Source organism: Streptomyces sp. NPDC012794, from assembly GCF_042901085.1.
Lineage (GTDB): Bacteria > Actinomycetota > Actinomycetes > Streptomycetales > Streptomycetaceae > Streptomyces.
This window is the reverse complement of record NZ_JBIBCI010000003.1, coordinates 495,773-517,232: the sequence shown is the minus strand read 5'-3', so window position 1 is coordinate 517,232 and position 21,460 is coordinate 495,773. Positions and strand designations below refer to the sequence as shown.

The following is a 21,460-nucleotide window of genomic DNA, read 5'->3' as shown; positions in this document are numbered from 1 at the left end:
CTAGCCACCACGCCCACGTGGGGCGCTGATCAATCCGGTGGCGAACCACCCCCGAGCATCAGGTATCGTTTACGTCGTTGCCAGGGAACAACGCCGCGAGGCGGGGGGACCGAGGCGACATCCCATGGCGGTGTGCCCGAGTGGCCAATGGGAGCGGACTGTAAATCCGTCGGCTTAGCCTACCCAGGTTCGAATCCTGGCGCCGCCACGCGAGTGGAACCCCCGTTCATCTGCGGAAACGCAGGAGCGGGGGTTTCTTCGCATACCCCCGCACGCACCGGCAACCCGCACCGGCCCACACCGCGCCGAGCCGAGCCACACCGAGCCGTGCCGCGCCGTGCCGCGCCGTGCCTCGGAGGTTAGGGCGCGGTGACCGTCAGGTGGTAGGTCGTGTCGATCCAGAAGCCGTTCGTCGCCGCCGCCTGGATCTCCAGGACGAACTGGCCCGGCGGCAGGGGTTCGAGGGCGCACCACAGTCCCCAGGCGACCTGCGGTACGCCCCGCACGGGAAAGGGCTTCGAGGAGAACTCGCGCAGCCTCAGGGGAGAGCTGTTCAGGGCCGCCGAGGCCCGGGTCGCCTCCAGGCGGCACGGCTTCGTCAGGAACGGCACCGCCGCCCGCCTGGTGGTCAGCACCGGGAAGAACAGCGGCCGGGCCGACGGGACGCCGCACCGGCGCACCACCCGGCCCCCGTAGGTCCCCGCGAGGAACCACAGGTCCCGGGGCTGACGCCACCCGGCGTACGCGCCCGTCGTGTCCCCCACGGGGCTCTCCTCGTCCGGCGCGGACAGGGCCCACCGCCACCACCGGGCCGAGAGCCGGCCGCCCTCGGCCGCTCTGACGCGCCACTCGCCATCGCCCATGCCCCACCCCGGAACCCGTACGGCCGCCCCCTGCGGCCGATTCCGGGGCGACCCTATCGGCCCCCCGTCACGCACCGAAGCGGGCCGCCGGTCGTTCCCCGGGGCATGACATGGACTTCGGACGGACGCGGCAAGGCCCGGGGCGGCGTCCTGCTCGCCCTGCTCGGCGCGGGCATCCCGGCCCTCGTCGGGGCCGCGCTGCACAGCCACACGGGGGAGCCCTACCGGGAGACCCGGCTGTACTTCGGCACCCAGCGCCCCGACGGAGGGGAACCCGTCGGCAAGGCGGAGTTCACCCGGTTCCTGGACCGCGAGGTCACCCCCGCCTTCCCCGAAGGGCTGACCCTCCGGGACGGGCACGGCCAGTGGCGCGGCGACGACGGCGCCATCGTCCGCGAGACCTCCTACGAGGTCGTGCTGCTCTACCCGCAGAAGGAGGCGGACGAGCGGGGCGCCCGCGTCGAACGGATCCGGCAGCGGTACGAGACGCAGTTCCGGCAGCACTCCGTCAGGCGCACGGACACCGCGGTCCAGTCCGGGTTCTGACGGGCGGCCGACAGACCCCGGCCGCCCGCACACCACCTCAGTTGCCCGCCACGTCCTTCACCGCCACCGGGACCGGCGCCGAGCCCGAGACCAGCTCCAGCGTCAGCCCCGCCGTCGCCGGAGTCTCCACCAGCTCCGCGAGCACCGCCGCCACGTCGTCGCGGGAGACGGAGCCCCGGCCGGTGTGGGCCTCCAGCCGGACCAGCCCCGTGCCGGGGTCGTCCGTCAGCCGCCCCGGGCGCAGCACCGTCCACTCCAGCCCCAGCCGGGTCTGCACGTGGGCATCGGCATCGCCCTTGGCGCGCAGGTACACGTCGAAGACCTCGTCGCCCTCGTGACGCGGGTCGGCGCCCATCGTGGAGACCATCAGGAAGCGGCGTACGCGGGCCCGTTCGGCGGCGTCGGCGAAGAGGACCGCCGCACCGCGGTCCACGGTGTCCTTGCGCACCGCACCACTGCCGGGACCCGCCCCGGCGGCGAACACGGCCACGTCCGCGCCCTGCAGGATCCCCGCCACGTGCTCGACCGACGCCGACTCCAGGTCGCACAGCACCGGTTCGGCACCGGCCTCCCGCAGATCGTCGCCCTGCTCCGGATCACGGACGATGCCCGCGACCTCGTACCCGCGCGCGGCGAGCAGGCGCTCCAGCCGCAGCGCGATCCGACCGTGTCCACCCGCGATGACGATGCGCATGTCCTGACCGTACGACGAGCCGGGCGCGGCCGCCCGCGAACGCCCGGCAAACGGTCAGGGCCCCGGTTCCGTACGGCCCTGCCGGGGCAGATCCAGGGCCACCGCGACCGCCGAGTCGCAGTACTCCCGCACCGCACTCGTACGGGCCACCACCCGCCCCCGGTGGATCACGATGCGGCTGTACGCCAGCGACAGCACCCCGGCGATCCGGTCCCCGCGAACGGCGAGCAGCTCCGCCGGGAAGCCCGCCTCCACCCGCACCTCCGGCAGCCCCATGGCCTCCCGGGCGGCGGCGCTGACCGCCTCGTAGGCCTCGCCCGCGCGCAGTCCGCCCTGGGAGGCCAGCAAGTACGCGGCTTCGAGCGGGTCACCCCGGCCGACCGGGTTCCCGGCGTCCCGCAGGGCCCCGCTGCCGGCCGCGACGCGGACCCCGGCCGAGCGCAGGAGGCGGACGGGAGCGGTGCGCAGCCCGCGGCGCTCCAGGGCCGCGCAGTCCCCCTGGGGCAGGCAGGTCACCCGTACGCCGGCCGCGGCGAGCCCGTCGGCGGCGCGGGTGGCCGAGTCCAGCGGCAGCCGGGACAGCCCGCCGCAGGGGCCGATGGTCACGCCGGGCCGCAGCCCCCCGGCCATGGCCGCAAGCCGGGCCAGCCGGCCCGGGTCGTCACCGTCGGTGTGCAGGTCCACCGGGCAGCCGTGTTCCGCGGCCAGCTCCAGGACCGCCTCCAGGAAACCCGTCGGATCGGGGTCGAGGTCGGGGCAGCCGCCGATCACCGAGGCCCCCATCTTGACGGCGTCGCGCAGCATGGCGAGCCCGTCCGCGCCGGCCACCCCCGTCAGGAGCCGGGGAACGGCGACGGTGGTCAGGTCGGCGAGCCCGCGCAGCGAGCGGCGGGCCTGGAGCACCGCCTCCATGGGGCCCAGCCCGTGCACGTCGCCGATCCGGACGTGGGAGCGCACGGCCGTCGCCCCGTGGCCGAGCTGGAGCAGCGCCGCCTCGGTGGCGCGGCGCTGCACCTCGTCCGGGGTGTACGACACCGGGCCCTCGCCGTCGGCGGTCAGCGCGGTGTCCCCGTGCGCGTGCGGTTCGGCGGGGGCGGGCAGGAGCAGGTACCCGCGCAGGTCGACCCGGGACAGCGCGGGGGCGGGCAGGCTCCCGGCGGTGCCGACGGCCTGGATGCGGCCGCCGCCGAGCCGGACGTCGACGGTACGGCCGTCGGTCAGCCGGGCCCCGGTGAGCAGCAGTCCCGTGGCCTCGGGGACGGGGCCGCCGACGGGATTGCGCGGGGTGGGGGAGGGCTGCTGCGGCTGGCTGTCGGACATCGCGCTCCTGGGGTGGCTCGGGCGGTTCCTGTGCCGTGGCCGCAGCCGGCGGCCCAAGATCACGCAGCGTGCTCAGAGCCTAGGGCGCGGGGGTCCCGGGTTCGCGGAGGAGCGCAATAGTCGTACCGGTGTGGTGCCCACAGGCCCTGATGACCCCGTCCCGGTCCCGACCCCGGCGGGCGCGCGCGGACGCGGGAAGGCGCGGGATGAGGGGCTGCGGAATGTGACTCCGGGCACAAACGGGCCGGTAAGTGGGCCGGGAGCCGCGTGGAATGGCGGGCGCGGAGGCTTCCGAGCCCAGTCCCCCCAAAGGATTTGGGCGAACGGCGGGCAACCGTGTAATGTCTTCATCGCTCGCCCCAATAGCTCAGTCGGTAGAGCGTCTCCATGGTAAGGAGAAGGTCTGCGGTTCGATTCCGCATTGGGGCTCTGGTGAGAGAGGTTCCCCACCCTCGGGTGGGGAACGGATCTCATCAAAGCGGCGTAGCTCAGTCGGTAGAGCAAGCGGCTCATAATCGCTGTGTCACCGGTTCAAGTCCGGTCGCCGCTACACCCAGTAGCCGATTGCGGGGTCGGTCTCCCGATCGGCTACTCTTTTATGCGTTCATCCGTCCCATAGTCCGTCAAGGAGCACTCACGTGGCTGCCACCGACGTCCGCCCGAAGATCACGCTGGCCTGCGTGGAGTGCAAGGAGCGGAACTACATCACCAAGAAGAACCGGCGTAACAACCCGGACCGCATGGAGATGAAGAAGCACTGCCCGCGCTGCAACTCGCACACCGCGCACCGCGAGACCCGCTAGTCACTGGCGAAGTCTCAATATAGGCACCGTCATGAGGTCGTCCCCTTCAATGGGGGGCGGCCTTGTGTCGTTTCCGCACCAGGTCTTGATCAGGTGCGCGGTACGCCGGACCGGGGGCGGTCGGCGTGCTCGATACGTGTCGCCTTCACACGTGCCCTTCAAACGCCCCGTCAACGTGTCCCTGCAACAGGAGGCAGTGAGCCATGGCCCTCGATCAGACCTTCGTGGGGCGGACCTACCCGCCCACCGATCCGTACGAGGTCGGCCGCGAGAAGATCCGCGAATTCGCGGTCGCGGTGGGTGACGAGAATCCCGTCTACACCGACCCCGAAGCCGCCAAGGCGTTCGGTCACCAGGACGTGATCGCCCCCCCGACTTTCGTGTTCGCCATCACCTTCGCGGCGGCGGGCAAGGTCATCGAGGACCCGCAGCTGGGGCTGGACTACAGCCGCGTCGTGCACGGCGACCAGAAGTTCGCGTACGTCCGCCCCGTGCGGGCGGGTGACCGGCTCACCGTGACCTCCACCATCGAGGCCGTGAAGTCGCTCGCCGGCAACGACATCATCGACATCCGCGGCGAAGTCCACGACGAGTCCGGCGAGCGCGTCGTGACCGCGTGGACCAAGCTCGTGTCCCGCGCTCCCGAGGAGGCCTGAGATGGCCGCGCAGATCCACTACGCCGACGTCGAGGTCGGCACCGAGCTCCCGGCGGCGTCCTTCCCCGTGACGCGCGCCACCCTGGTCCGCTACGCCGGTGCCTCGGGCGACTTCAACCCGATCCACTGGAACGAGAAGTTCGCCAAGGAGGTCGGCCTGCCGGACGTGATCGCGCACGGCATGTTCACCATGGCCGAGGCGATCCGCGTCGTCACCGACTGGGTGGGCGACCCGGGCGCGGTCGCCGAGTACGGCGTCCGCTTCACCAAGCCGGTCGTGGTCGCGAACGACGACCAGGGCGCGCTGATCGAGGTCACCGCGAAGGTCGCCGCCAAGCTGGAGGACAACCGCGTCCGGGTCGACCTCACCGCGATGAGCGCGGGCCAGAAGGTCCTGGGCATGTCCCGCGCGGTGGTCAAGCTGGCCTGAGGCCGAAGCGGCCGGGCACCCGGGGCAACGGGGGTGGGGCGGCGCCCCGCCCCCGAAGCCCTCGGCGTCCGCCCCTTGACCTGGTTAGTGATTGAGTACTAACTTACAAGCATGGTCAGGATGAGTGCGGACGAGCGGCGTGAGAGCGTCATTCGCGCGGCGATTCACGAGTTCGCGCGCGGTGGTTACTACGGGACCTCCACCGAGGCGATCGCCAAGCGGGTCGGGGTGTCGCAGCCGTACCTCTTCCGGCTGTTCCCCGGGAAGCAGGCGATCTTCCTCGCGGCGGCCGCCCGCTGCATGGAGCGGACCCGGGAGGTCTTCGCCCAGGCGGCCGAGGGGCTCGGGGGTGCGGAGGCCCTGCAGGCCATGGCCGACGCCTATCAGCGGCACATCACCGAAGACCCGCAGGTCGTCCAGATGCAGCTCCAGATGTACGTCACCGTCGCCGCCGCCGAGGCAGCGGGCGACCGGGAGTTCGGGGAGCTCGTACGGGCCGGCTGGCTGGAGCTGTGGGACACGGTGCAGGTGCCGCTCGGCGGGGACGCCAAGGAGACGACCGGCTTCATGGCCTACGGAATGCTCATCAACACCCTCACCGCGATGGGTTTCCCGCCCGGCCACCGCATCTGGGAGGGGTTCCACACCCGCGAGCAGCCCGAGCAGCGGTCCGGCGAGCAGCCCGGGGTTCCTGCCGAGGCGTAGGGCCGCCCCGCGCGGCTTCGCCGTCTCTTTCTGCCCATGAAAGTTAGTCAGCAATAACTAACAACAATCCTCAGGGGGAAACCGTGACCCAGCAAGCCGCCGAGACGAAGCTGAGCGGGCCCGCCGTCTGGGCCCTCGTGCTCACCGGGGCCGCCAGTTTCATGGCCGCCCTCGACAACCTCGTCGTCACCACCGCCCTCCCCGCGATCCGCGCCGACCTCGGCGGCGGGCTGGAGGACCTGGAGTGGACGGTGAACGCCTACACGCTCACCTTCGCCGTCCTGCTGATGTCCGGCTCCGCGCTCGGCGACCGCTTCGGCCGCCGGCGGCTGTTCATCGCCGGTCTCGTGGTCTTCACCGGCGCCTCCGCGGCGGCCGCCCTCTCGCCCGGGATCGACCAGCTCATCGCCGCCCGCGCCGTCCAGGGCGTGGGAGCGGCGGTGATGATGCCGCTCAGCCTCACCCTGCTCACCGCCGCCGTCCCGGCCGCGCGGCGGGGCATGGCCCTCGGGATCTACGGAGCCGTGAGCGGGCTGGCCGTCGCCGGCGGTCCCCTCGTCGGAGGCAGCCTCACCGAGCACATCTCCTGGCAGTGGATCTTCTGGCTCAACGTCCCCATCGGCCTCGCCCTGATCCCGCTCGCCCGGCTGCGCCTCGCCGAGTCCTCCGTCGCGCACGCCCGCCTCGACTTCCCGGGCACCCTCCTGATCAGCGGCGGCCTCTTCGGCATCGTCTACGGCCTGGTCAACGCCAACGCCCACGGCTGGACCAGCGCCCCCGTCCTGACCGCCCTGATCGCCGGCGGCCTCCTCGTCGCGGGCTTCGTCGGGCACGGCTTCCGGAGCGCGGACCCCGTGCTCCCCATGCGGCTCTTCCGCGACCGCGGCTTCTTCGGGATCAACTTCGCGGGCCTGCTCATGTACCTGGGCATGTTCGGGTCGATCTTCCTGCTCAGCCAGTTCCTCCAGGGCGTCGCCGGCTACTCGCCCACCCAGGCCGGCCTGCGCATGCTCCCCTGGACCGGGATGGCGGTCGTCGTCGCGCCGATCGCGGGGATGCTGTCCGACCGGATCGGCGGCCGGCCCGTCGTCGTGGCCGGGCTGGCCCTGCAGGCGCTCGGGCTCGGCTGGTTCGCGGTGATCCTGAGCACGGACGTCTCGTACGCCGCCCAGCTCCCGGCGCTGGTCCTGAGCGGCATCGGCATGGCGCTGTACTTCGCCCCCGCCGGCCACGTGCTCATGTCCACCGTCGCCCCCGCCGACCAGGGCCGGGCCTCCGGCGCCAACAGCGCCCTGCGCGAGGTCGGCGGCGCCCTCGGGGTGGCCGTCCTGGCCTCCGTCTTCGCCGCCCGGGGCGGTTACGAGACCCCGCAGGCCTTCACCGACGGCACCGTCCCCGCCCTGTGGATCGGCGCCACCGCGGTGGCCCTGGCCGCCGTGCTCGCCCTGCTGCTGCCGCGCCGCGCGAAGGCCCCCGCCGCCGGCCCGGCATCCGTCACCGTCCCCGCCCCGGCCCCCGTGCGGGCCGGCTGATCCGCGCGAAGGAGACCCCGTCATGCCCGACATCCCCTGGTCCACGCCCACCCAGGCGGCCCCCGACGCCGAGGTCTACGTCATGGCCTCCCGGTTCGAGACCGCCACCCTCTCCGGCGCCCTCAGGTTCTTCCTCAAGTCGCCCGGCATCGTCCGTCAGATCCGCGAGGCCCCCGGCGCCCACGGCGTGGCCCTCCGTGCCCGCGTCCTCGGCCGGACCTTCCTCACCCTCTCCGCCTGGGAGGACCGGGACGCGCTGTACCGCTTCGCCGGCAGTGAGCCGCACCGCTCCAGTGCCCGCGCGGCCAGCGCGTACATGAAGGAATCGGCCTTCACCTTCTGGACCGTCCCCGCCAAGCAGCTGCCCATCAGCTGGGCCGAGGCCGAGCGCCGTCTGGCGGAGCGGGAGCAGGGCCACTGAGTGCCCCGCCGGAACGCGAGGGGGACGGACCGTACTCTTGTCCACGTGCAGGAACTTCACGACGCCCCCCTCGCCCCGCTGACCACCTTCCGCCTCGGCGGCCCCGCGGCCCGGCTGGTCACCGCGACCACCGACGCCGAGGTGATCGAAACCGTCCGTGCCGCGGACGAGAGCGGCACGCCGCTCCTGGTCATCGGCGGCGGCAGCAACCTGGTCATCGGTGACCAGGGCTTCGCCGGAACGGCCCTGCGCATCGCCACCACCGGCTTCACCCTCGAAGGCAGCACCCTCGAACTGGCGGCCGGCGAGAACTGGAGCGACGCCGTCGCCCGCACCGTCGAGGCCGGGCTCGCCGGCATCGAGTGCCTCGCCGGTATCCCCGGCTCGGCCGGTGCCACCCCGATCCAGAACGTCGGGGCGTACGGCCAGGAGGTCTGCGACACCATCACCGAGGTCGTCGCCTACGACCGCACCACCGGTGAGACCGTCACCCTGAGCGCCGCCGAGTGCGCCTTCCGGTACCGCAACAGCACCTTCAAGGACCAGCCCGACCGCTACGTCGTGCTGCGGGTGCGGTTCGCCCTGGAGGACGCCGGCGGCCTCTCCGCGCCGATCAAGTACCCCGAGACGGCCCGCGCCCTCGGCGTCGAGGCCGGCGACCGCGTCCCGGCCGCCCGCGCCCGCGAGACCGTCCTGCGCCTGCGCGCGGGCAAGGGCATGGTCCTGGACCCCGCCGACCACGACACCTGGTCCGCCGGCTCCTTCTTCCACAACCCGATCCTGACCGACGAGGCCTACGCCGCCTTCCTGGCCCGCGTTCAGGACCGCCTCGGCGCCGACACCGCCCCGCCCGCCTACCCGGCCGGCGAGGGCCGTACGAAGACCAGCGCGGCCTGGCTGATCGACAAGGCCGGCTTCACCAAGGGCTACGGCAGCGGCCCCGCCCGCATCTCCACCAAGCACACCCTCGCCCTCACCAACCGGGGCGGGGCCACCACCGAGGACCTGCTGACCCTCGCCCGGGAGGTCGTCGCGGGCGTCCACGCGGCCTTCGGCGTCACCCTCGTCAACGAGCCGGTGACGGTCGGCGTCAGCATCTGACATGCACTGCCCCCAGCACGGGGCCGGTACGGACCCCACACGACTGGTGGGGCGCGAGATCCGCCGGGTCGTCGCGTCCTGGCACATCTGCGAGGGCGAGCGCTCCGAGGCTCCGCTCGACGTCTGGCTGATCGACAGCGCCGGCGAATGCACCCGCATCACCACCGGGTCGGACCAGTGCCTCATCGTCGAGTGCGCCGAGCCCCACGAGCCGTACGACCTGGGCGAATGGGGCCGCGTCGAGGTAGGCGAGGACCTCGGCGAGCACCCCTTCCTGCGCCACCTCGGCCAGACCGTCGAATCGGTCGCCGAGTTCGCGCTGCCCGAGCAGGGGCGCACCCACCTGGAGATCGGCTTCCCCGACGGCCACCGGGTGCGGGCCGACTGTCACGAAGGGGACCTGCGGCTCACCCGTTGAGCCAGTGCCCGATCCCGTCCAGCAGCTTGTTCTTGACCTCCTCCGGCGCTGCCGACCCGCGCACCGACTGGCGGGCCAGCTCGGCGAGCTCCGCGTCCGTGAAGGCGTGGTGGCGGCGGGCGATCTCGTACTGGGCCGCGAGCCGGGACCCGAAGAGCAGCGGGTCGTCCGCGCCCAGCGCCATCGGCACCCCCGCCTCGAAGAGGGTGCGCAGCGGCACGTCCTCGGGCCGTTCGTAGACCCCGAGCGCCACGTTGGAGGCGGGGCAGACCTCGCAGGTGACCTGCCGGTCGGCGAGCCGCTTCAGCAGCCGGGGGTCCTCGGCGGCGCGTACGCCGTGCCCGATCCGGGAGGCGTGGAGGTCGTCGAGGCAGTCGCGGACGGAGGCCGGGCCGGTCAGCTCGCCGCCGTGCGGGGCCGCGAGCAGGCCGCCGTCGCGGGCGATGGCGAAGGCCCGGTCGAAGTCGCGGGCCATGCCGCGGCGCTCGTCGTTGGAGAGCCCGAAGCCGACGATGCCGCGGTCGGCGTAGCGGACGGCCAGGCGGGCGAGGGTGCGGGCGTCGAGGGGGTGCTTCATGCGGTTGGCGGCGATCAGGACCCGCATGCCGAGCCCGGTCTCGCGGGAGGCGCGGTCGACGGCGTCGAGGATGATTTCGACGGCCGGGATCATCCCGCCGAGGAGGGGCGCGTAGGAGGTGGGGTCGACCTGGATCTCCAGCCAGCCGCTGCCGTCCCGTACGTCCTCCTCGGCCGCTTCGCGGACCAGCCGCTGGATGTCCTCGGGCTCGCGCAGGCAGCTGCGGGCGGCGTCGTAGAGCCGCTGGAAGCGGAACCAGCCGCGTTCGTCGGTGGCCCGCAGCTTGGGCGGCTCCCCGGCGGTCAGGGCGTCGGGAAGGCGGACGCCGTACTTGTCGGCGAGCTCCAGCAGGGTCGACGGGCGCATCGAGCCCGTGAAGTGCAGGTGGAGGTGGGCCTTCGGCAGAAGCGTGAGATCGCGTACGTGCTCCATCCGGTGATCCTGCCGTACCGCGGCGCCCGGCGGGAGGGGGTTTTGCCTTTCGGGGGCTTGCCCGAACGGGAGAACGGGGCCCGGTGCCGCGGAAACGCCCGAGCGGCGGCTCCCCGTGCCGGGGGAGCCGCCGCTCGGGGCTTGGCCGCGGGAGCGCCGCCGGCCTAGGCCTTGGCCTCCGCGAGGAGCTTCTGGACGCGGGAGACGCCCTCGACCAGGTCCTCGTCGCCCAGGGCGTACGACAGGCGCAGGTAGCCGGGGGTGCCGAAGGCCTCGCCCGGGACGACCGCGACCTCGGCCTCGTCGAGGATCAGCGCGGCGAGCTCGACGGAGGTCTGCGGGCGCTTGCCGCGGATCTCCTTGCCGAGCAGCTCCTTGACCGACGGGTACGCGTAGAACGCGCCCTCGGGGGTCGGGCAGAAGACGCCGTCGATCTCGTTGAGCATCCTCACCATCGTCTGGCGGCGGCGGTCGAAGGCCTTGCGCATCTCGGCGACGGCGTCCAGGTCGCCCGAGACGGCGGCCAGCGCGGCGACCTGGGCCACGTTGGAGACGTTGGAGGTGGCGTGCGACTGGAGGTTGGTCGCGGCCTTGATGACGTCCTGCGGGGCGATCACCCAGCCCACGCGCCAGCCGGTCATGGCGTACGTCTTGGCGACGCCGTTGACGATGATGCACTTGTCGCGCAGGGCCGGCACGAGCACGGGCAGCGAGGTGAACTTCGCGTCGCCGTACACGAGGTGCTCGTAGATCTCGTCGGTCAGCACCCACAGGCCGTGCTCGGCGGCCCACTCGCCGATCGCGCGGGCGTCCTCCTCGCTGTAGACCGCCCCGGTCGGGTTGGAGGGGGAGACGAACAGGACGACCTTGGTGCGCTCGGTGCGCGCGGCCTCGAGCTGCTCGACGGAGACGCGGTAACCGGTGGTCTCGTCGGCGACGACCTCGACCGGGACACCGCCGGCGAGGCGGATCGACTCCGGGTAGGTGGTCCAGTACGGGGCGGGGACGATGACCTCGTCGCCCGGGTCGAGGATGGCGGCGAAGGCCTCGTAGATGGCCTGCTTGCCGCCGTTGGTCACCAGGACCTGGGAGGCGTCGACCTCGTAGCCGGAGTCGCGCAGCGTCTTGGCGGCGATGGCCTTCTTCAGCTCGGGCAGGCCGCCGGCCGGGGTGTAGCGGTGGAACTTCGGGTCGCGGCAGGCCTCGACCGCCGCCTCGACGATGTAGTCCGGCGTCGGGAAGTCGGGCTCGCCCGCGCCGAAGCCGATCACCGGGCGGCCGGCGGCCTTGAGAGCCTTGGCCTTGGCGTCGACGGCGAGGGTGGCGGACTCGGAAATGGCGCCGATGCGGGCAGACACCCGGCGCTCGGAGGAAGGCGTTGCAGAGGTCATGGGGCCAATCGTCCCAGACGTGCGAGAGGGGCGGCACACCGTTTCAGTCACCGGACGGAGCAGATCCGGATGTCTTCTGTTCGACGTCAGGGCCCGGACCACGTACACTCACCTGTCGTTGGTCCTCAACAGCCGCCCCAGAGCGTGAGCACTCCGTGCACTCGCCCGGATGCGGTAGGTTGGGGCACGCAACAAAGGGTCGTAGCTCAATTGGTAGAGCACTGGTCTCCAAAACCAGCGGTTGGGGGTTCGAGTCCCTCCGGCCCTGCTTCACACTCCTTCTCGGATGTGTGCGCAGGTACGTACTTCGATGCAACGCCGTGCGGCGCAACCGGGCGCGGCAACGGCCACGACCCGGATTCAGGTGAGAGACGTGACGGACGCCCTGGGCTCCATCGACATGCCTGACGCCGACAGCGACTCTCGCGAGAAGAAGGCCCGCAAGGGCGGCAAGCGCGGAAAGAAGGGCCCCATCGGGCGCCTCGCGCTGTTCTACCGCCAGATCGTCGCGGAACTGCGCAAGGTCGTCTGGCCCACCCGTAACCAGCTCTCGACGTACACCACCGTGGTGATTGTCTTCGTCGTCATCATGATCGGTCTGGTGACCGTGATTGACTATGGGTTCCAGGAAGCCATCAAGTTCGTCTTCGGCTGATCCCCGCGGAGGGCGGCGCCTTGATGGGTGCCGCCCGTTTTCGCATGTTCGACCACCTTTTGTATCCAGGAAGAAGCAGCCACCGTGTCTGACCCGAACCTGAACGTGAGCCACGACTCCGTCGAGTCCGTCGAGGACGAGCTCGACATCGTCGAGGCGGCGGACGCTGTGGACCCCGACGAGGTCGAGCTCGCCGATGCCGAGGCCGGCATCGCCGCCGAGGAAGCCGCGCTGCACGTCGAGGACGAGGTCGACGCCGAAGCCGACACCGACGGGACCGACGAAGACGCCGAGGACGAGGGCGACATCGAGGCCGAGACCGAGGTCGACGACGCCGAGGAAGCCGCTCCGGCAGAGCCCGCCGAGCCCGTCGACCCCATCCAGGCCCTCCGCGAGGAGCTGCGCCTGCTCCCCGGCGAGTGGTACGTGATCCACACCTACGCGGGCTACGAGAAGCGCGTGAAGGCGAACCTCGAACAGCGCGCCGTCTCGCTGAACGTCGAGGAGTTCATCTACCAGGCCGAGGTGCCCGAGGAAGAGATCGTCCAGATCAAGAACGGCGAGCGCAAGAACGTCCGGCAGAACAAGCTGCCCGGTTACGTTCTCGTCCGCATGGATCTGACGAACGAGTCCTGGGGCGTCGTCCGCAACACCCCGGGTGTCACGGGCTTCGTCGGCAACGCGTACGACCCGTACCCGCTGACCCTCGACGAGATCGTCAAGATGCTCGCCCCCGAGGCGCAGGAGAAGGCCGCCAAGCAGGCTGCCGAAGAGGCCGGCCTGCCCGCGCCCGCCGTCAAGCGCACCATCGAGGTCCTGGACTTCGAGGTCGGCGACTCGGTCACCGTCACCGACGGCCCGTTCGCCACGCTCCAGGCGACGATCAACGAGATCAACCCCGACTCGAAGAAGGTCAAGGGCCTCGTCGAGATCTTCGGCCGCGAGACCCCGGTCGAGCTGAGCTTCGACCAGATCCAGAAGAACTGATCTTCCGGATTCAACGCTTCCGAAACAGGTCAGACCAGCCCGTGAAGGGCGGTCTGACCTGCTCGGTTTTTAGCCCCGCACTGATACCCGTTATCGTGGTGCGGTATGCCTCCATCCGGATGACCGGAAGGACGGCTGAAAACTCTCACTAGGACCCGGAGAGAGCAATGCCTCCCAAGAAGAAGAAGGTCACGGGGCTTATCAAGCTCCAGATCAAGGCCGGTGCGGCCAACCCGGCTCCGCCGGTCGGCCCCGCGCTCGGTCAGCACGGCGTCAACATCATGGAGTTCTGCAAGGCCTACAACGCCGCGACCGAGTCGCAGCGTGGCATGGTCGTGCCGGTGGAGATCACGGTCTACGAGGACCGTTCCTTCACCTTCATCACCAAGACCCCGCCGGCCGCGCGCCTCATCCTGAAGAGCGCCGGCATCGAGAAGGGCTCCGGCGAGCCGCACAAGACCAAGGTCGCGAAGCTCACGCGTGACCAGGTCCGCGAGATCGCCACGATCAAGATGCCCGACCTCAACGCGAACGACATCGACGCCGCCGAGAAGATCATCGCCGGCACCGCCCGTTCGATGGGTATCACGGTCGAGGGCTGATCCAGCCCCTCGCAGTTCCCCAGTGGTAGGGCCAAGCGCTGGCCCGTACCACGACTCCATGCCTGAAGCACTTACACAGGAGCAGAAGTGAAGCGCAGCAAGACTCTCCGCGCTGCGGACGCCAAGGTCGACCGGGAGAAGCTCTACGCTCCCCTCGAGGCCGTCCGTCTCGCCAAGGACACCAGCACCACCAAGTTCGACGCCACCGTCGAGGTTGCCTTCCGCCTGGGTGTCGACCCGCGCAAGGCCGACCAGATGGTCCGCGGCACCGTGAACCTCCCGCACGGCACCGGTAAGACCGCCCGGGTCCTGGTCTTCGCGACCGGTGACCGTGCTGCGGCCGCGGAAGCCGCCGGCGCCGACATCGTCGGCGACGACGAGCTGATCAACGAGATCGCCAAGGGCAACCGCCTCAACGAGTTCGACGCCGTTGTGGCGACCCCGGACCTCATGGGCAAGGTCGGCCGCCTCGGCCGTGTGCTCGGTCCGCGTGGTCTCATGCCGAACCCGAAGACCGGCACCGTCACCATGGACGTCGCCAAGGCTGTCACCGAGATCAAGGGTGGCAAGATCGAGTTCCGCGTCGACAAGCACTCGAACCTGCACTTCATCATCGGCAAGGTCTCCTTCACCGATGAGCAGCTGGTCGAGAACTACGGCGCCGCTCTGGACGAGATCATCCGTCTGAAGCCGTCCGCCGCCAAGGGCCGCTACATCAAGAAGGCCGCCCTCAGCACCACGATGGGCCCCGGCATCCAGCTGGACTCCAACCGCACCCGGAACCTCCTCGTCGAGGAAGACCCGGCTGCTGTCTGAGCCTCACGGCTCGCCTGAGTGGCTGAACGGGCCCTCCGCCTCCCTCCGGGGAGCGGAGGGCCCGTTTTTTTCTGCCCCGGGGGGGGCGGTGTTGGGGGGCGGTGCCGGTCGGACGCCCCTTATCCAGGAGCGTCCGCGGCATACAGGCCGTATGGTCATACGGTTATCGATCACACCAGGGGTGGGGACTCCATGCTGACGTACCGCAGGAAGACCGCAGGGGCCGCGCTGGCCGCCGTACTGCTCGTGGGCGGGGCCACCACGGCCTGCGAGGACGGCAAGAAGGCGGACGGCGGCAAGGCGGCGGCCACGCCGGCCGCACAGGCCTCTCCGTCCGCCCCGGCGGCCCAGGGCGCCGCGGACGCGACCCCGGCCGCGTACCTGCAGAAGGCCAGGAAGAAGTCCGAGGAGATCACCTCCCTCCGCTACACCATGTCCGGGACCACCGCCGGGCAGCAGCTCTCCGGCGAGGTGTCCATGCGGATCAAGCCGTCCGTGGCCATGTCGATGAAGATGGCCACGCAGGGCGCCGAGGCCGGGTCGGTGGACCTCCGGCTCGTCGACGGGGCCATGTTCGTCGGCTCCGAGGGCAAGTACCTGAAGTTCGACATGAAGGCCATGGACCCGGCGACCGCGAAGAAGCTGGAGAGCGCGGGCGGCGGGGTGAGCAGCTCCGGCGAGAACCCGGGGGACCGGGCCGACCAGCTGCTGGCGGCCAAGGACCTCAAGACCGTCGGCGACGAGACCGTCGACGGCGTGAAGACCAAGCACGTCCGGGGGACCGTCACCACGGAGCAGATGCGGGCCTCGCTCGCCTCCGAGACGCCCGAGGCCAAGGAGCGCCGGGAGAAGTCCGTCCGGAAGCTGGAGGACGAGGGCATCAAGAGCCTGGACGTGGACATGTGGATCGACGAGAGCGACCACACCAAGCGGGTCCGCACCCGCGGTGAGGGCACCAAGGGCCCGATGGACATCACGATCACGTTCGTGGACTACAACAAGCCGGTCGACATCACCGCCCCGTCGGCCGACCAGGTCGTGGACCTCGCCGAAATGATGAAGGGCTCGGGCGCCGGCTCCGGGACCGACCAGGGCTGACCAGGCAGAACGTGTGGAGCGGATCCGCCGTACGGGCGGATTTGCTCTGCAACGGATGATTCGCGTACGCTTCACCAGAAGCCAAAGACCGCTGGTCGTTGCCGTGCCCGGAGGGTGCGGTGGCCGAAGGATCCGCTACTGCGGACGACCCGCGCAGGTGACTGTGGAATGTTCCCGGATATCTTCCGGTCGAGCTACGCCCTGGCGCCTACGCCGGGGCGTTTTGTATGTACGGCCCTTCTGAGCGGTCCTCATCACCCGGAAGGAGGCCGACGCTCTATGGCAAGGCCCGACAAGGCTGCCGACGTAGCCGAGCTTGAGGACAAGTTCCGCAGCTCGAACGCCGTTGTGCTGACCGAGTACCGGGGTCTCACCGTCGCGCAGCTCAAGACGCTGCGTCGTTCGCTCGGTGAGAACGCCCAGTACGCCGTGGTGAAGAACACGCTGACCAAGATTGCGGCTAACAACGCCGGGATCACCTCGCTCGACGACCAGTTCACTGGTCCGACGGGTGCCGCCTTCATCACCGGTGACCCGGTGGAGTCGGCCAAGGGTCTTCGTGACTTCGCCAAGGAGAACCCGAATCTCATCATCAAGGGCGGTGTCCTTGACGGCAAGGCGCTGACCGCCGATGAGATCAAGCAGCTCGCGGACCTCGAGTCCCGCGAGGTTCTGCTCAGCAAGCTGGCCGGCGCGTTCAAGGGCAAGCAGTCCCAGGCTGCCTCGCTCTTCCAGGCGCTGCCGTCGAAGTTCGTCCGCACCGCGGAAGCGCTTCGCGTCAAGCTCGCCGAGCAGGGCGGTGCCGAGTAATTCGGCTCGCGCACTGATCCACGCCGCCTAGTGCGTGGGTCGTAGCGGGCCGTTACGCCCGCCTCTCTATACATCCGGCACCTGCCGAATTAGTGGAAGGATCGCCCATCATGGCGAAGCTCTCTCAGGACGACCTCCTCGCCCAGTTCGAGGAGATGACCCTCATCGAGCTCTCCGAGTTCGTGAAGGCCTTCGAGGAGAAGTTCGACGTCACCGCCGCCGCGGCCGTCGCCGTCGCCGCCCCGGGTGCCCCGGGCGCCGGTGCCGTTGCCGAGGTCGAGGAGAAGGACGAGTTCGACGTCATCCTCACCGGCGCCGGCGACAAGAAGATCCAGGTCATCAAGGTCGTGCGCGAGCTGACCTCCCTGGGTCTGAAGGAGGCCAAGGACCTCGTCGACGGCACCCCGAAGCCGGTTCTCGAGAAGGTCAACAAGGAGGCCGCTGACAAGGCCGCCGAGGCCCTCAAGGCCGCCGGTGCGGGCGTCGAGGTCAAGTAACACCTCTGAGGCCGTCTGACGGCCTCTGCAAAGGGCGATCACCCGTAAGGGTGGTCGCCCTTTGGCGTATCCGCAGTGCCTGACTTGCCCTGGTCTCGTTGGGGAGTAGGGTGATCTTCGTTGTCCCGAAGCGGGGTCCGGAGATGATCCGCTCGGAGCACGGGGCCTTGACGAACGGCCGACGGCGCGCAATTCTCAGTCCCGTCGTGAGGTCGGCCGGCTCGATCCGAGAACCGAGGCATGGATCGACTACGAAGAGGGCAGTACTCATACGCGCTCTGTGTACGCAGGGACGCGGCGTGTTGGTTGAACGAGTAGGGAAGGGCCTGTTGCCGGTTTCCGGAAACCTGGTCTGGACATCAGTGAGCCGAGTGGCTACACTGACCCTTTGCGCTGCCTGTTAGCTGCCCCCTGCCCGTCGCCAGGGGCATGCCCACGCTAGAGCACATCTGACTGACCGCCTCTGAACTGGCCTTTTAGCCAGATCGGAAGCACCTTGTCTTCTGTGTCGGCTGGGACCGGTACGCGCGTAGTGAGTCCGAGCCCTCGGAAGGACCCCCTCTTGGCCGCCTCGCGCAACGCCTCGACCAATACGAACAACGGTGCCAGCACCGCCCCGCTGCGCATCTCCTTTGCAAAGATCAAGGAGCCCCTCGAGGTTCCGAACCTCCTGGCGCTGCAGACCGAGAGCTTTGACTGGCTGCTCGGCAACGCCGCCTGGAAGTCCCGCGTCGAGTCGGCGCTTGAGAGTGGACAGGACGTCCCCACCAAGTCCGGTCTGGAAGAGATCTTCGAGGAGATCTCGCCGATCGAGGACTTCTCCGGGTCGATGTCGCTGACGTTCCGCGACCACCGGTTCGAGCCGGCGAAGAACTCTGTCGACGAGTGCAAGGAGCGCGACTTCACGTACGCGGCGCCGCTCTTCGTCACCGCCGAGTTCACGAACAACGAGACCGGTGAGATCAAGTCTCAGACGGTCTTCATGGGCGACTTCCCGCTCATGACCAACAAGGGCACCTTCGTCATCAACGGCACCGAGCGCGTCGTCGTGTCGCAGCTCGTCCGTTCCCCGGGTGTCTACTTCGATTCCTCCATCGACAAGACCTCCGACAAGGACATCTTCTCCGCCAAGATCATCCCGTCCCGGGGTGCCTGGCTGGAGATGGAGGTCGACAAGCGCGACATGGTCGGTGTCCGCATCGACCGCAAGCGCAAGCAGTCCGTCACCGTCCTCCTGAAGGCTCTCGGCTGGACCACCGAGCAGATCCTCGAGGAGTTCGGCGAGTACGAGTCCATGCGCGCCACCCTGGAGAAGGACCACACCCAGGGCCAGGACGACGCGCTGCTCGACATCTACCGCAAGCTCCGCCCGGGCGAGCCGCCGACCCGCGAGGCCGCTCAGACGCTGCTCGAGAACCTCTACTTCAACCCGAAGCGCTACGACCTCGCGAAGGTCGGCCGCTACAAGGTGAACAAGAAGCTCGGCGCCGACGAGCCGCTCGACGCCGGTGTGCTCACCACCGACGACATCATCGCCACGATCAAGTACCTCGTGAAGCTCCACGCGGGCGAGACCGAGACGATCGGTGAGTCGGGCCGTTCGATCGTCGTCGAGACCGACGACATCGACCACTTCGGCAACCGTCGTCTGCGCAACGTCGGCGAGCTCATCCAGAACCAGGTCCGCACGGGTCTGGCCCGTATGGAGCGCGTCGTGCGCGAGCGCATGACCACCCAGGACGTCGAGGCGATCACGCCGCAGACCCTGATCAACATCCGGCCGGTCGTCGCCTCCATCAAGGAGTTCTTCGGCACCAGCCAGCTGTCGCAGTTCATGGACCAGAACAACCCGCTGTCGGGTCTGACGCACAAGCGTCGTCTCTCGGCGCTGGGTCCCGGCGGTCTGTCCCGTGAGCGGGCCGGCTTCGAGGTCCGTGACGTGCACCCGTCGCACTACGGCCGCATGTGTCCGATCGAGACCCCCGAAGGCCCGAACATCGGTCTGATCGGCTCGCTCGCGTCCTACGGCCGCGTCAACGCGTTCGGTTTCATCGAGACCCCGTACCGCAAGGTCGTCGACGGCGCCGTGACCGACGAGGTCGACTACGTCACCGCCGACGAGGAAGACCGCTTCGTCATCGCCCAGGCGAACGCCCGCCTGGACGACGAGCTGCGCTTCACCGAGAACCGCGTCCTGGTCCGCAAGCGTGGTGGCGAGGTCGACTACGTCGAGCCGTCCGACGTGGACTACATGGACGTCTCGCCGCGCCAGATGGTGTCCGTCGCCACCGCGATGATCCCCTTCCTGGAGCACGACGACGCCAACCGTGCCCTCATGGGCGCGAACATGATGCGCCAGGCCGTTCCGCTCATCAAGGCGGAGGCCCCGCTCGTCGGCACCGGCATGGAGTACCGCTGCGCGGTCGACGCCGGCGACTCGATCAAGGCGGAGAAGGACGGTGTCGTCCAGGAGGTCTCGGCCGACTACATCACCGTCGCCAACGACGACGGCACGTACACCACGTACCGCGTCGCCAAGTTCTCCCGCTCGAACCAGGGCACCTCGGTCAACCAGAAGGTGATCGTCAACGAGGGTGACCGGATCGTCGAGGCCCAGGTCCTCGCCGACGGCCCGGCCACCGAAGAGGGCGAGATGGCCCTCGGCAAGAACCTGCTCGTCGCGTTCATGCCGTGGGAAGGCCACAACTACGAGGACGCGATCATCCTGTCGCAGCGCCTCGTGCAGGACGACGTCCTCTCCTCGATCCACATCGAGGAGCACGAGGTCGACGCCCGTGACACCAAGCTGGGCCCCGAGGAGATCACCCGGGACATCCCGAACGTCTCCGAGGAGGTCCTCGCCGACCTCGACGAGCGCGGCATCATCCGCATCGGTGCGGACGTCGTCGCCGGCGACATCCTCGTCGGCAAGGTCACGCCCAAGGGTGAGACCGAGCTGACCCCCGAGGAGCGCCTGCTCCGCGCGATCTTCGGTGAGAAGGCCCGTGAGGTGCGTGACACCTCGCTCAAGGTCCCTCACGGTGAGATCGGCAAGGTCATCGGTGTCCGCGTCTTCGACCGCGAGGAGGGCGACGAGCTTCCTCCGGGCGTGAACCAGCTGGTCCGCGTCTACGTCGCCCAGAAGCGCAAGATCACCGACGGTGACAAGCTCGCCGGCCGCCACGGCAACAAGGGTGTTATCTCGAAGATCCTTCCGATCGAGGACATGCCGTTCCTCGAGGACGGAACTCCGGTCGACATCATCCTGAACCCGCTGGGTGTCCCGTCCCGAATGAACCCGGGACAGGTCCTGGAGATCCACCTCGGCTGGCTCGCCAGCCGCGGCTGGGACGTCTCCGGCCTCGCGGACGAGTGGGCGCAGCGCCTCCAGGCGATCGGCGCCGACCAGGTCGCCCCCGGCACCAACGTCGCCACCCCGGTGTTCGACGGCGCCCGCGAGGACGAGCTGGCCGGTCTGCTCCAGCACACCATCCCGAACCGCGACGGCGAGCGCATGGTGCTCCCGACCGGTAAGGCGCGCCTGTTCGACGGCCGCTCCGGCGAGCCGTTCCCGGACCCGATCTCGGTCGGGTACATGTACATCCTCAAGCTGCACCACCTGGTCGACGACAAGCTCCACGCCCGTTCGACCGGTCCGTACTCGATGATCACGCAGCAGCCGCTGGGTGGTAAGGCGCAGTTCGGTGGTCAGCGATTCGGTGAGATGGAGGTGTGGGCGCTCGAGGCGTACGGCGCCGCCTACGCCCTCCAGGAACTCCTGACGATCAAGTCCGACGACGTGACCGGCCGCGTGAAGGTCTACGAGGCCATCGTCAAGGGCGAGAACATCCCTGAGCCGGGCATTCCCGAGTCCTTCAAGGTGCTCATCAAGGAAATGCAGTCGCTCTGCCTCAACGTGGAGGTGCTGTCCTCGGACGGCATGTCCATCGAGATGCGCGACACCGACGAGGACGTCTTCCGCGCGGCGGAGGAGCTCGGTATCGACCTGTCCCGGCGCGAGCCGAGCAGCGTCGAAGAGGTCTGACGGGCCTGGCCGGGGGGATCCGAGTGATCCCCCCGGCCGCCCCCGGGACCGTTCAGACCAT

At 69.7% G+C, this 21,460-nt stretch carries 22 protein-coding genes and 4 tRNA genes; 21 read left to right on the top strand and 5 right to left on the bottom strand.

The window, feature by feature from the left end; translation table 11 throughout:
• Window positions 1-126: 126 nt before the first annotated feature.
• Window positions 127-208: transfer RNA gene (locus tag ACFY7H_RS08535), tRNA-Tyr, on the top strand.
• Between the two features lie 151 nt (window positions 209-359).
• Here the strand turns inward: ACFY7H_RS08535 and ACFY7H_RS08530 are convergent.
• The gene (locus ACFY7H_RS08530; RefSeq protein WP_388934915.1) at window positions 360-863 is read right to left on the bottom strand and encodes a hypothetical protein; all 504 of its coding nucleotides are present in this window, start codon (window positions 861-863) and stop codon (window positions 360-362) included.
• 105 nt (window positions 864-968) lie between these two features.
• On the opposite strand from ACFY7H_RS08530, the gene ACFY7H_RS08525 reads away from it, so the two are divergent.
• Entirely contained in the window at window positions 969-1,409 is a 441-nt protein-coding gene (locus ACFY7H_RS08525) for a DUF3574 domain-containing protein (protein WP_388934913.1), read from the top strand.
• Window positions 1,410-1,446: 37 nt separating this feature from the next.
• Here the strand turns inward: ACFY7H_RS08525 and ACFY7H_RS08520 are convergent, their stop codons facing one another.
• Together ACFY7H_RS08520 and ACFY7H_RS08515 are read right to left on the bottom strand one after the other, a co-directional pair.
• The gene (locus ACFY7H_RS08520; RefSeq protein ID WP_388934910.1) at window positions 1,447-2,103 is read right to left on the bottom strand and encodes an SDR family oxidoreductase; all 657 of its coding nucleotides are present in this window, start codon (window positions 2,101-2,103) and stop codon (window positions 1,447-1,449) included.
• Between the two features lie 54 nt (window positions 2,104-2,157).
• Window positions 2,158-3,423 carry an amidohydrolase family protein gene (locus ACFY7H_RS08515; protein WP_388934907.1) on the bottom strand — a complete coding sequence of 422 codons (1,266 nt, stop codon included), beginning with the start codon at window positions 3,421-3,423 and terminating at the stop codon, window positions 2,158-2,160.
• Between the two features lie 356 nt (window positions 3,424-3,779).
• Here ACFY7H_RS08515 and ACFY7H_RS08510 point away from each other — a divergent pair.
• The 10 genes from ACFY7H_RS08510 to ACFY7H_RS08465 all read left to right on the top strand — a co-directional run bounded on the left by ACFY7H_RS08510 (window position 3,780) and on the right by ACFY7H_RS08465 (window position 9,489).
• Window positions 3,780-3,852, top strand: a tRNA-Thr gene (locus tag ACFY7H_RS08510).
• Between the two features lie 48 nt (window positions 3,853-3,900).
• Window positions 3,901-3,973, top strand: a tRNA-Met gene (locus ACFY7H_RS08505).
• A gap of 88 nt (window positions 3,974-4,061) precedes the next feature.
• Entirely contained in the window at window positions 4,062-4,226 is a 165-nt protein-coding gene (gene rpmG, locus ACFY7H_RS08500) for a 50S ribosomal protein L33 (RefSeq protein ID WP_007265873.1), read from the top strand.
• 203 nt (window positions 4,227-4,429) lie between these two features.
• Window positions 4,430-4,882, top strand: a complete 453-nt coding sequence (locus tag ACFY7H_RS08495; RefSeq protein ID WP_388934904.1) for a MaoC family dehydratase N-terminal domain-containing protein — start codon at window positions 4,430-4,432, stop codon at window positions 4,880-4,882.
• Between the two features lies 1 nt (window position 4,883).
• Window positions 4,884-5,312, top strand: coding sequence for a MaoC family dehydratase (locus tag ACFY7H_RS08490; RefSeq protein ID WP_388934902.1), 429 nt, complete (start codon window positions 4,884-4,886; stop codon window positions 5,310-5,312).
• Between the two features lie 111 nt (window positions 5,313-5,423).
• On the top strand, window positions 5,424-6,017 hold the full coding sequence (locus tag ACFY7H_RS08485) for a TetR/AcrR family transcriptional regulator (protein WP_388934900.1): 594 nt from the start codon (window positions 5,424-5,426) through the stop codon (window positions 6,015-6,017).
• Window positions 6,018-6,100: 83 nt separating this feature from the next.
• The gene (locus ACFY7H_RS08480; RefSeq protein ID WP_388934897.1) at window positions 6,101-7,549 is read left to right on the top strand and encodes a DHA2 family efflux MFS transporter permease subunit; all 1,449 of its coding nucleotides are present in this window, start codon (window positions 6,101-6,103) and stop codon (window positions 7,547-7,549) included.
• A gap of 22 nt (window positions 7,550-7,571) precedes the next feature.
• On the top strand, window positions 7,572-7,970 hold the full coding sequence (locus ACFY7H_RS08475) for a DUF3291 domain-containing protein (RefSeq protein ID WP_388934894.1): 399 nt from the start codon (window positions 7,572-7,574) through the stop codon (window positions 7,968-7,970).
• Window positions 7,971-9,071, top strand: a complete 1,101-nt coding sequence (locus ACFY7H_RS08470; protein WP_388934892.1) for a UDP-N-acetylmuramate dehydrogenase — start codon at window positions 7,971-7,973, stop codon at window positions 9,069-9,071.
• Between the two features lies 1 nt (window position 9,072).
• Complete coding sequence (locus tag ACFY7H_RS08465) at window positions 9,073-9,489, top strand: hypothetical protein (RefSeq protein WP_388934889.1); 417 nt, start codon at window positions 9,073-9,075, stop codon at window positions 9,487-9,489.
• Here ACFY7H_RS08465 and ACFY7H_RS08460 read toward each other — a convergent pair.
• Both ACFY7H_RS08460 and ACFY7H_RS08455 read right to left on the bottom strand, forming a co-directional pair.
• Complete coding sequence (locus tag ACFY7H_RS08460; RefSeq protein WP_388934886.1) at window positions 9,479-10,498, bottom strand: adenosine deaminase; 1,020 nt, start codon at window positions 10,496-10,498, stop codon at window positions 9,479-9,481. The genes ACFY7H_RS08465 and ACFY7H_RS08460 overlap by 11 nt on opposite strands.
• Window positions 10,499-10,662: 164 nt before the next feature.
• Window positions 10,663-11,889: a pyridoxal phosphate-dependent aminotransferase gene (locus ACFY7H_RS08455; protein ID WP_388934883.1), complete on the bottom strand. Its 1,227-nt coding sequence runs from the start codon at window positions 11,887-11,889 to the stop codon at window positions 10,663-10,665.
• 195 nt (window positions 11,890-12,084) lie between these two features.
• Here ACFY7H_RS08455 and ACFY7H_RS08450 point away from each other — a divergent pair.
• The 9 genes from ACFY7H_RS08450 (at window position 12,085) to rpoB (ending at window position 21,399) form a co-directional block, all read left to right on the top strand.
• Window positions 12,085-12,157, top strand: a tRNA-Trp gene (locus ACFY7H_RS08450).
• A 105-nt stretch (window positions 12,158-12,262) separates the two neighbouring features.
• The gene (secE, locus tag ACFY7H_RS08445) at window positions 12,263-12,544 is read left to right on the top strand and encodes a preprotein translocase subunit SecE (protein WP_388934880.1); all 282 of its coding nucleotides are present in this window, start codon (window positions 12,263-12,265) and stop codon (window positions 12,542-12,544) included.
• Between the two features lie 84 nt (window positions 12,545-12,628).
• Entirely contained in the window at window positions 12,629-13,531 is a 903-nt protein-coding gene (nusG, locus tag ACFY7H_RS08440; protein ID WP_388934878.1) for a transcription termination/antitermination protein NusG, read from the top strand.
• Between the two features lie 167 nt (window positions 13,532-13,698).
• On the top strand, window positions 13,699-14,133 hold the full coding sequence (rplK, locus tag ACFY7H_RS08435; protein ID WP_007265885.1) for a 50S ribosomal protein L11: 435 nt from the start codon (window positions 13,699-13,701) through the stop codon (window positions 14,131-14,133).
• An 87-nt stretch (window positions 14,134-14,220) separates the two neighbouring features.
• Window positions 14,221-14,949 (top strand): 50S ribosomal protein L1, encoded by a 729-nt coding sequence (gene rplA / locus ACFY7H_RS08430; RefSeq protein ID WP_388934875.1) that lies wholly within the window; start codon window positions 14,221-14,223, stop codon window positions 14,947-14,949.
• A gap of 192 nt (window positions 14,950-15,141) precedes the next feature.
• On the top strand, window positions 15,142-16,047 hold the full coding sequence (locus ACFY7H_RS08425) for an LppX_LprAFG lipoprotein (protein WP_388934871.1): 906 nt from the start codon (window positions 15,142-15,144) through the stop codon (window positions 16,045-16,047).
• A gap of 279 nt (window positions 16,048-16,326) precedes the next feature.
• On the top strand, window positions 16,327-16,857 hold the full coding sequence (gene rplJ, locus ACFY7H_RS08420; RefSeq protein WP_361606076.1) for a 50S ribosomal protein L10: 531 nt from the start codon (window positions 16,327-16,329) through the stop codon (window positions 16,855-16,857).
• A 110-nt stretch (window positions 16,858-16,967) separates the two neighbouring features.
• The gene (rplL, locus tag ACFY7H_RS08415; RefSeq protein WP_388934867.1) at window positions 16,968-17,354 is read left to right on the top strand and encodes a 50S ribosomal protein L7/L12; all 387 of its coding nucleotides are present in this window, start codon (window positions 16,968-16,970) and stop codon (window positions 17,352-17,354) included.
• Between the two features lie 562 nt (window positions 17,355-17,916).
• On the top strand, window positions 17,917-21,399 hold the full coding sequence (gene rpoB, locus ACFY7H_RS08410) for a DNA-directed RNA polymerase subunit beta (RefSeq protein ID WP_388934864.1): 3,483 nt from the start codon (window positions 17,917-17,919) through the stop codon (window positions 21,397-21,399).
• The last annotated feature ends 61 nt before the right edge of the window (window positions 21,400-21,460 follow it).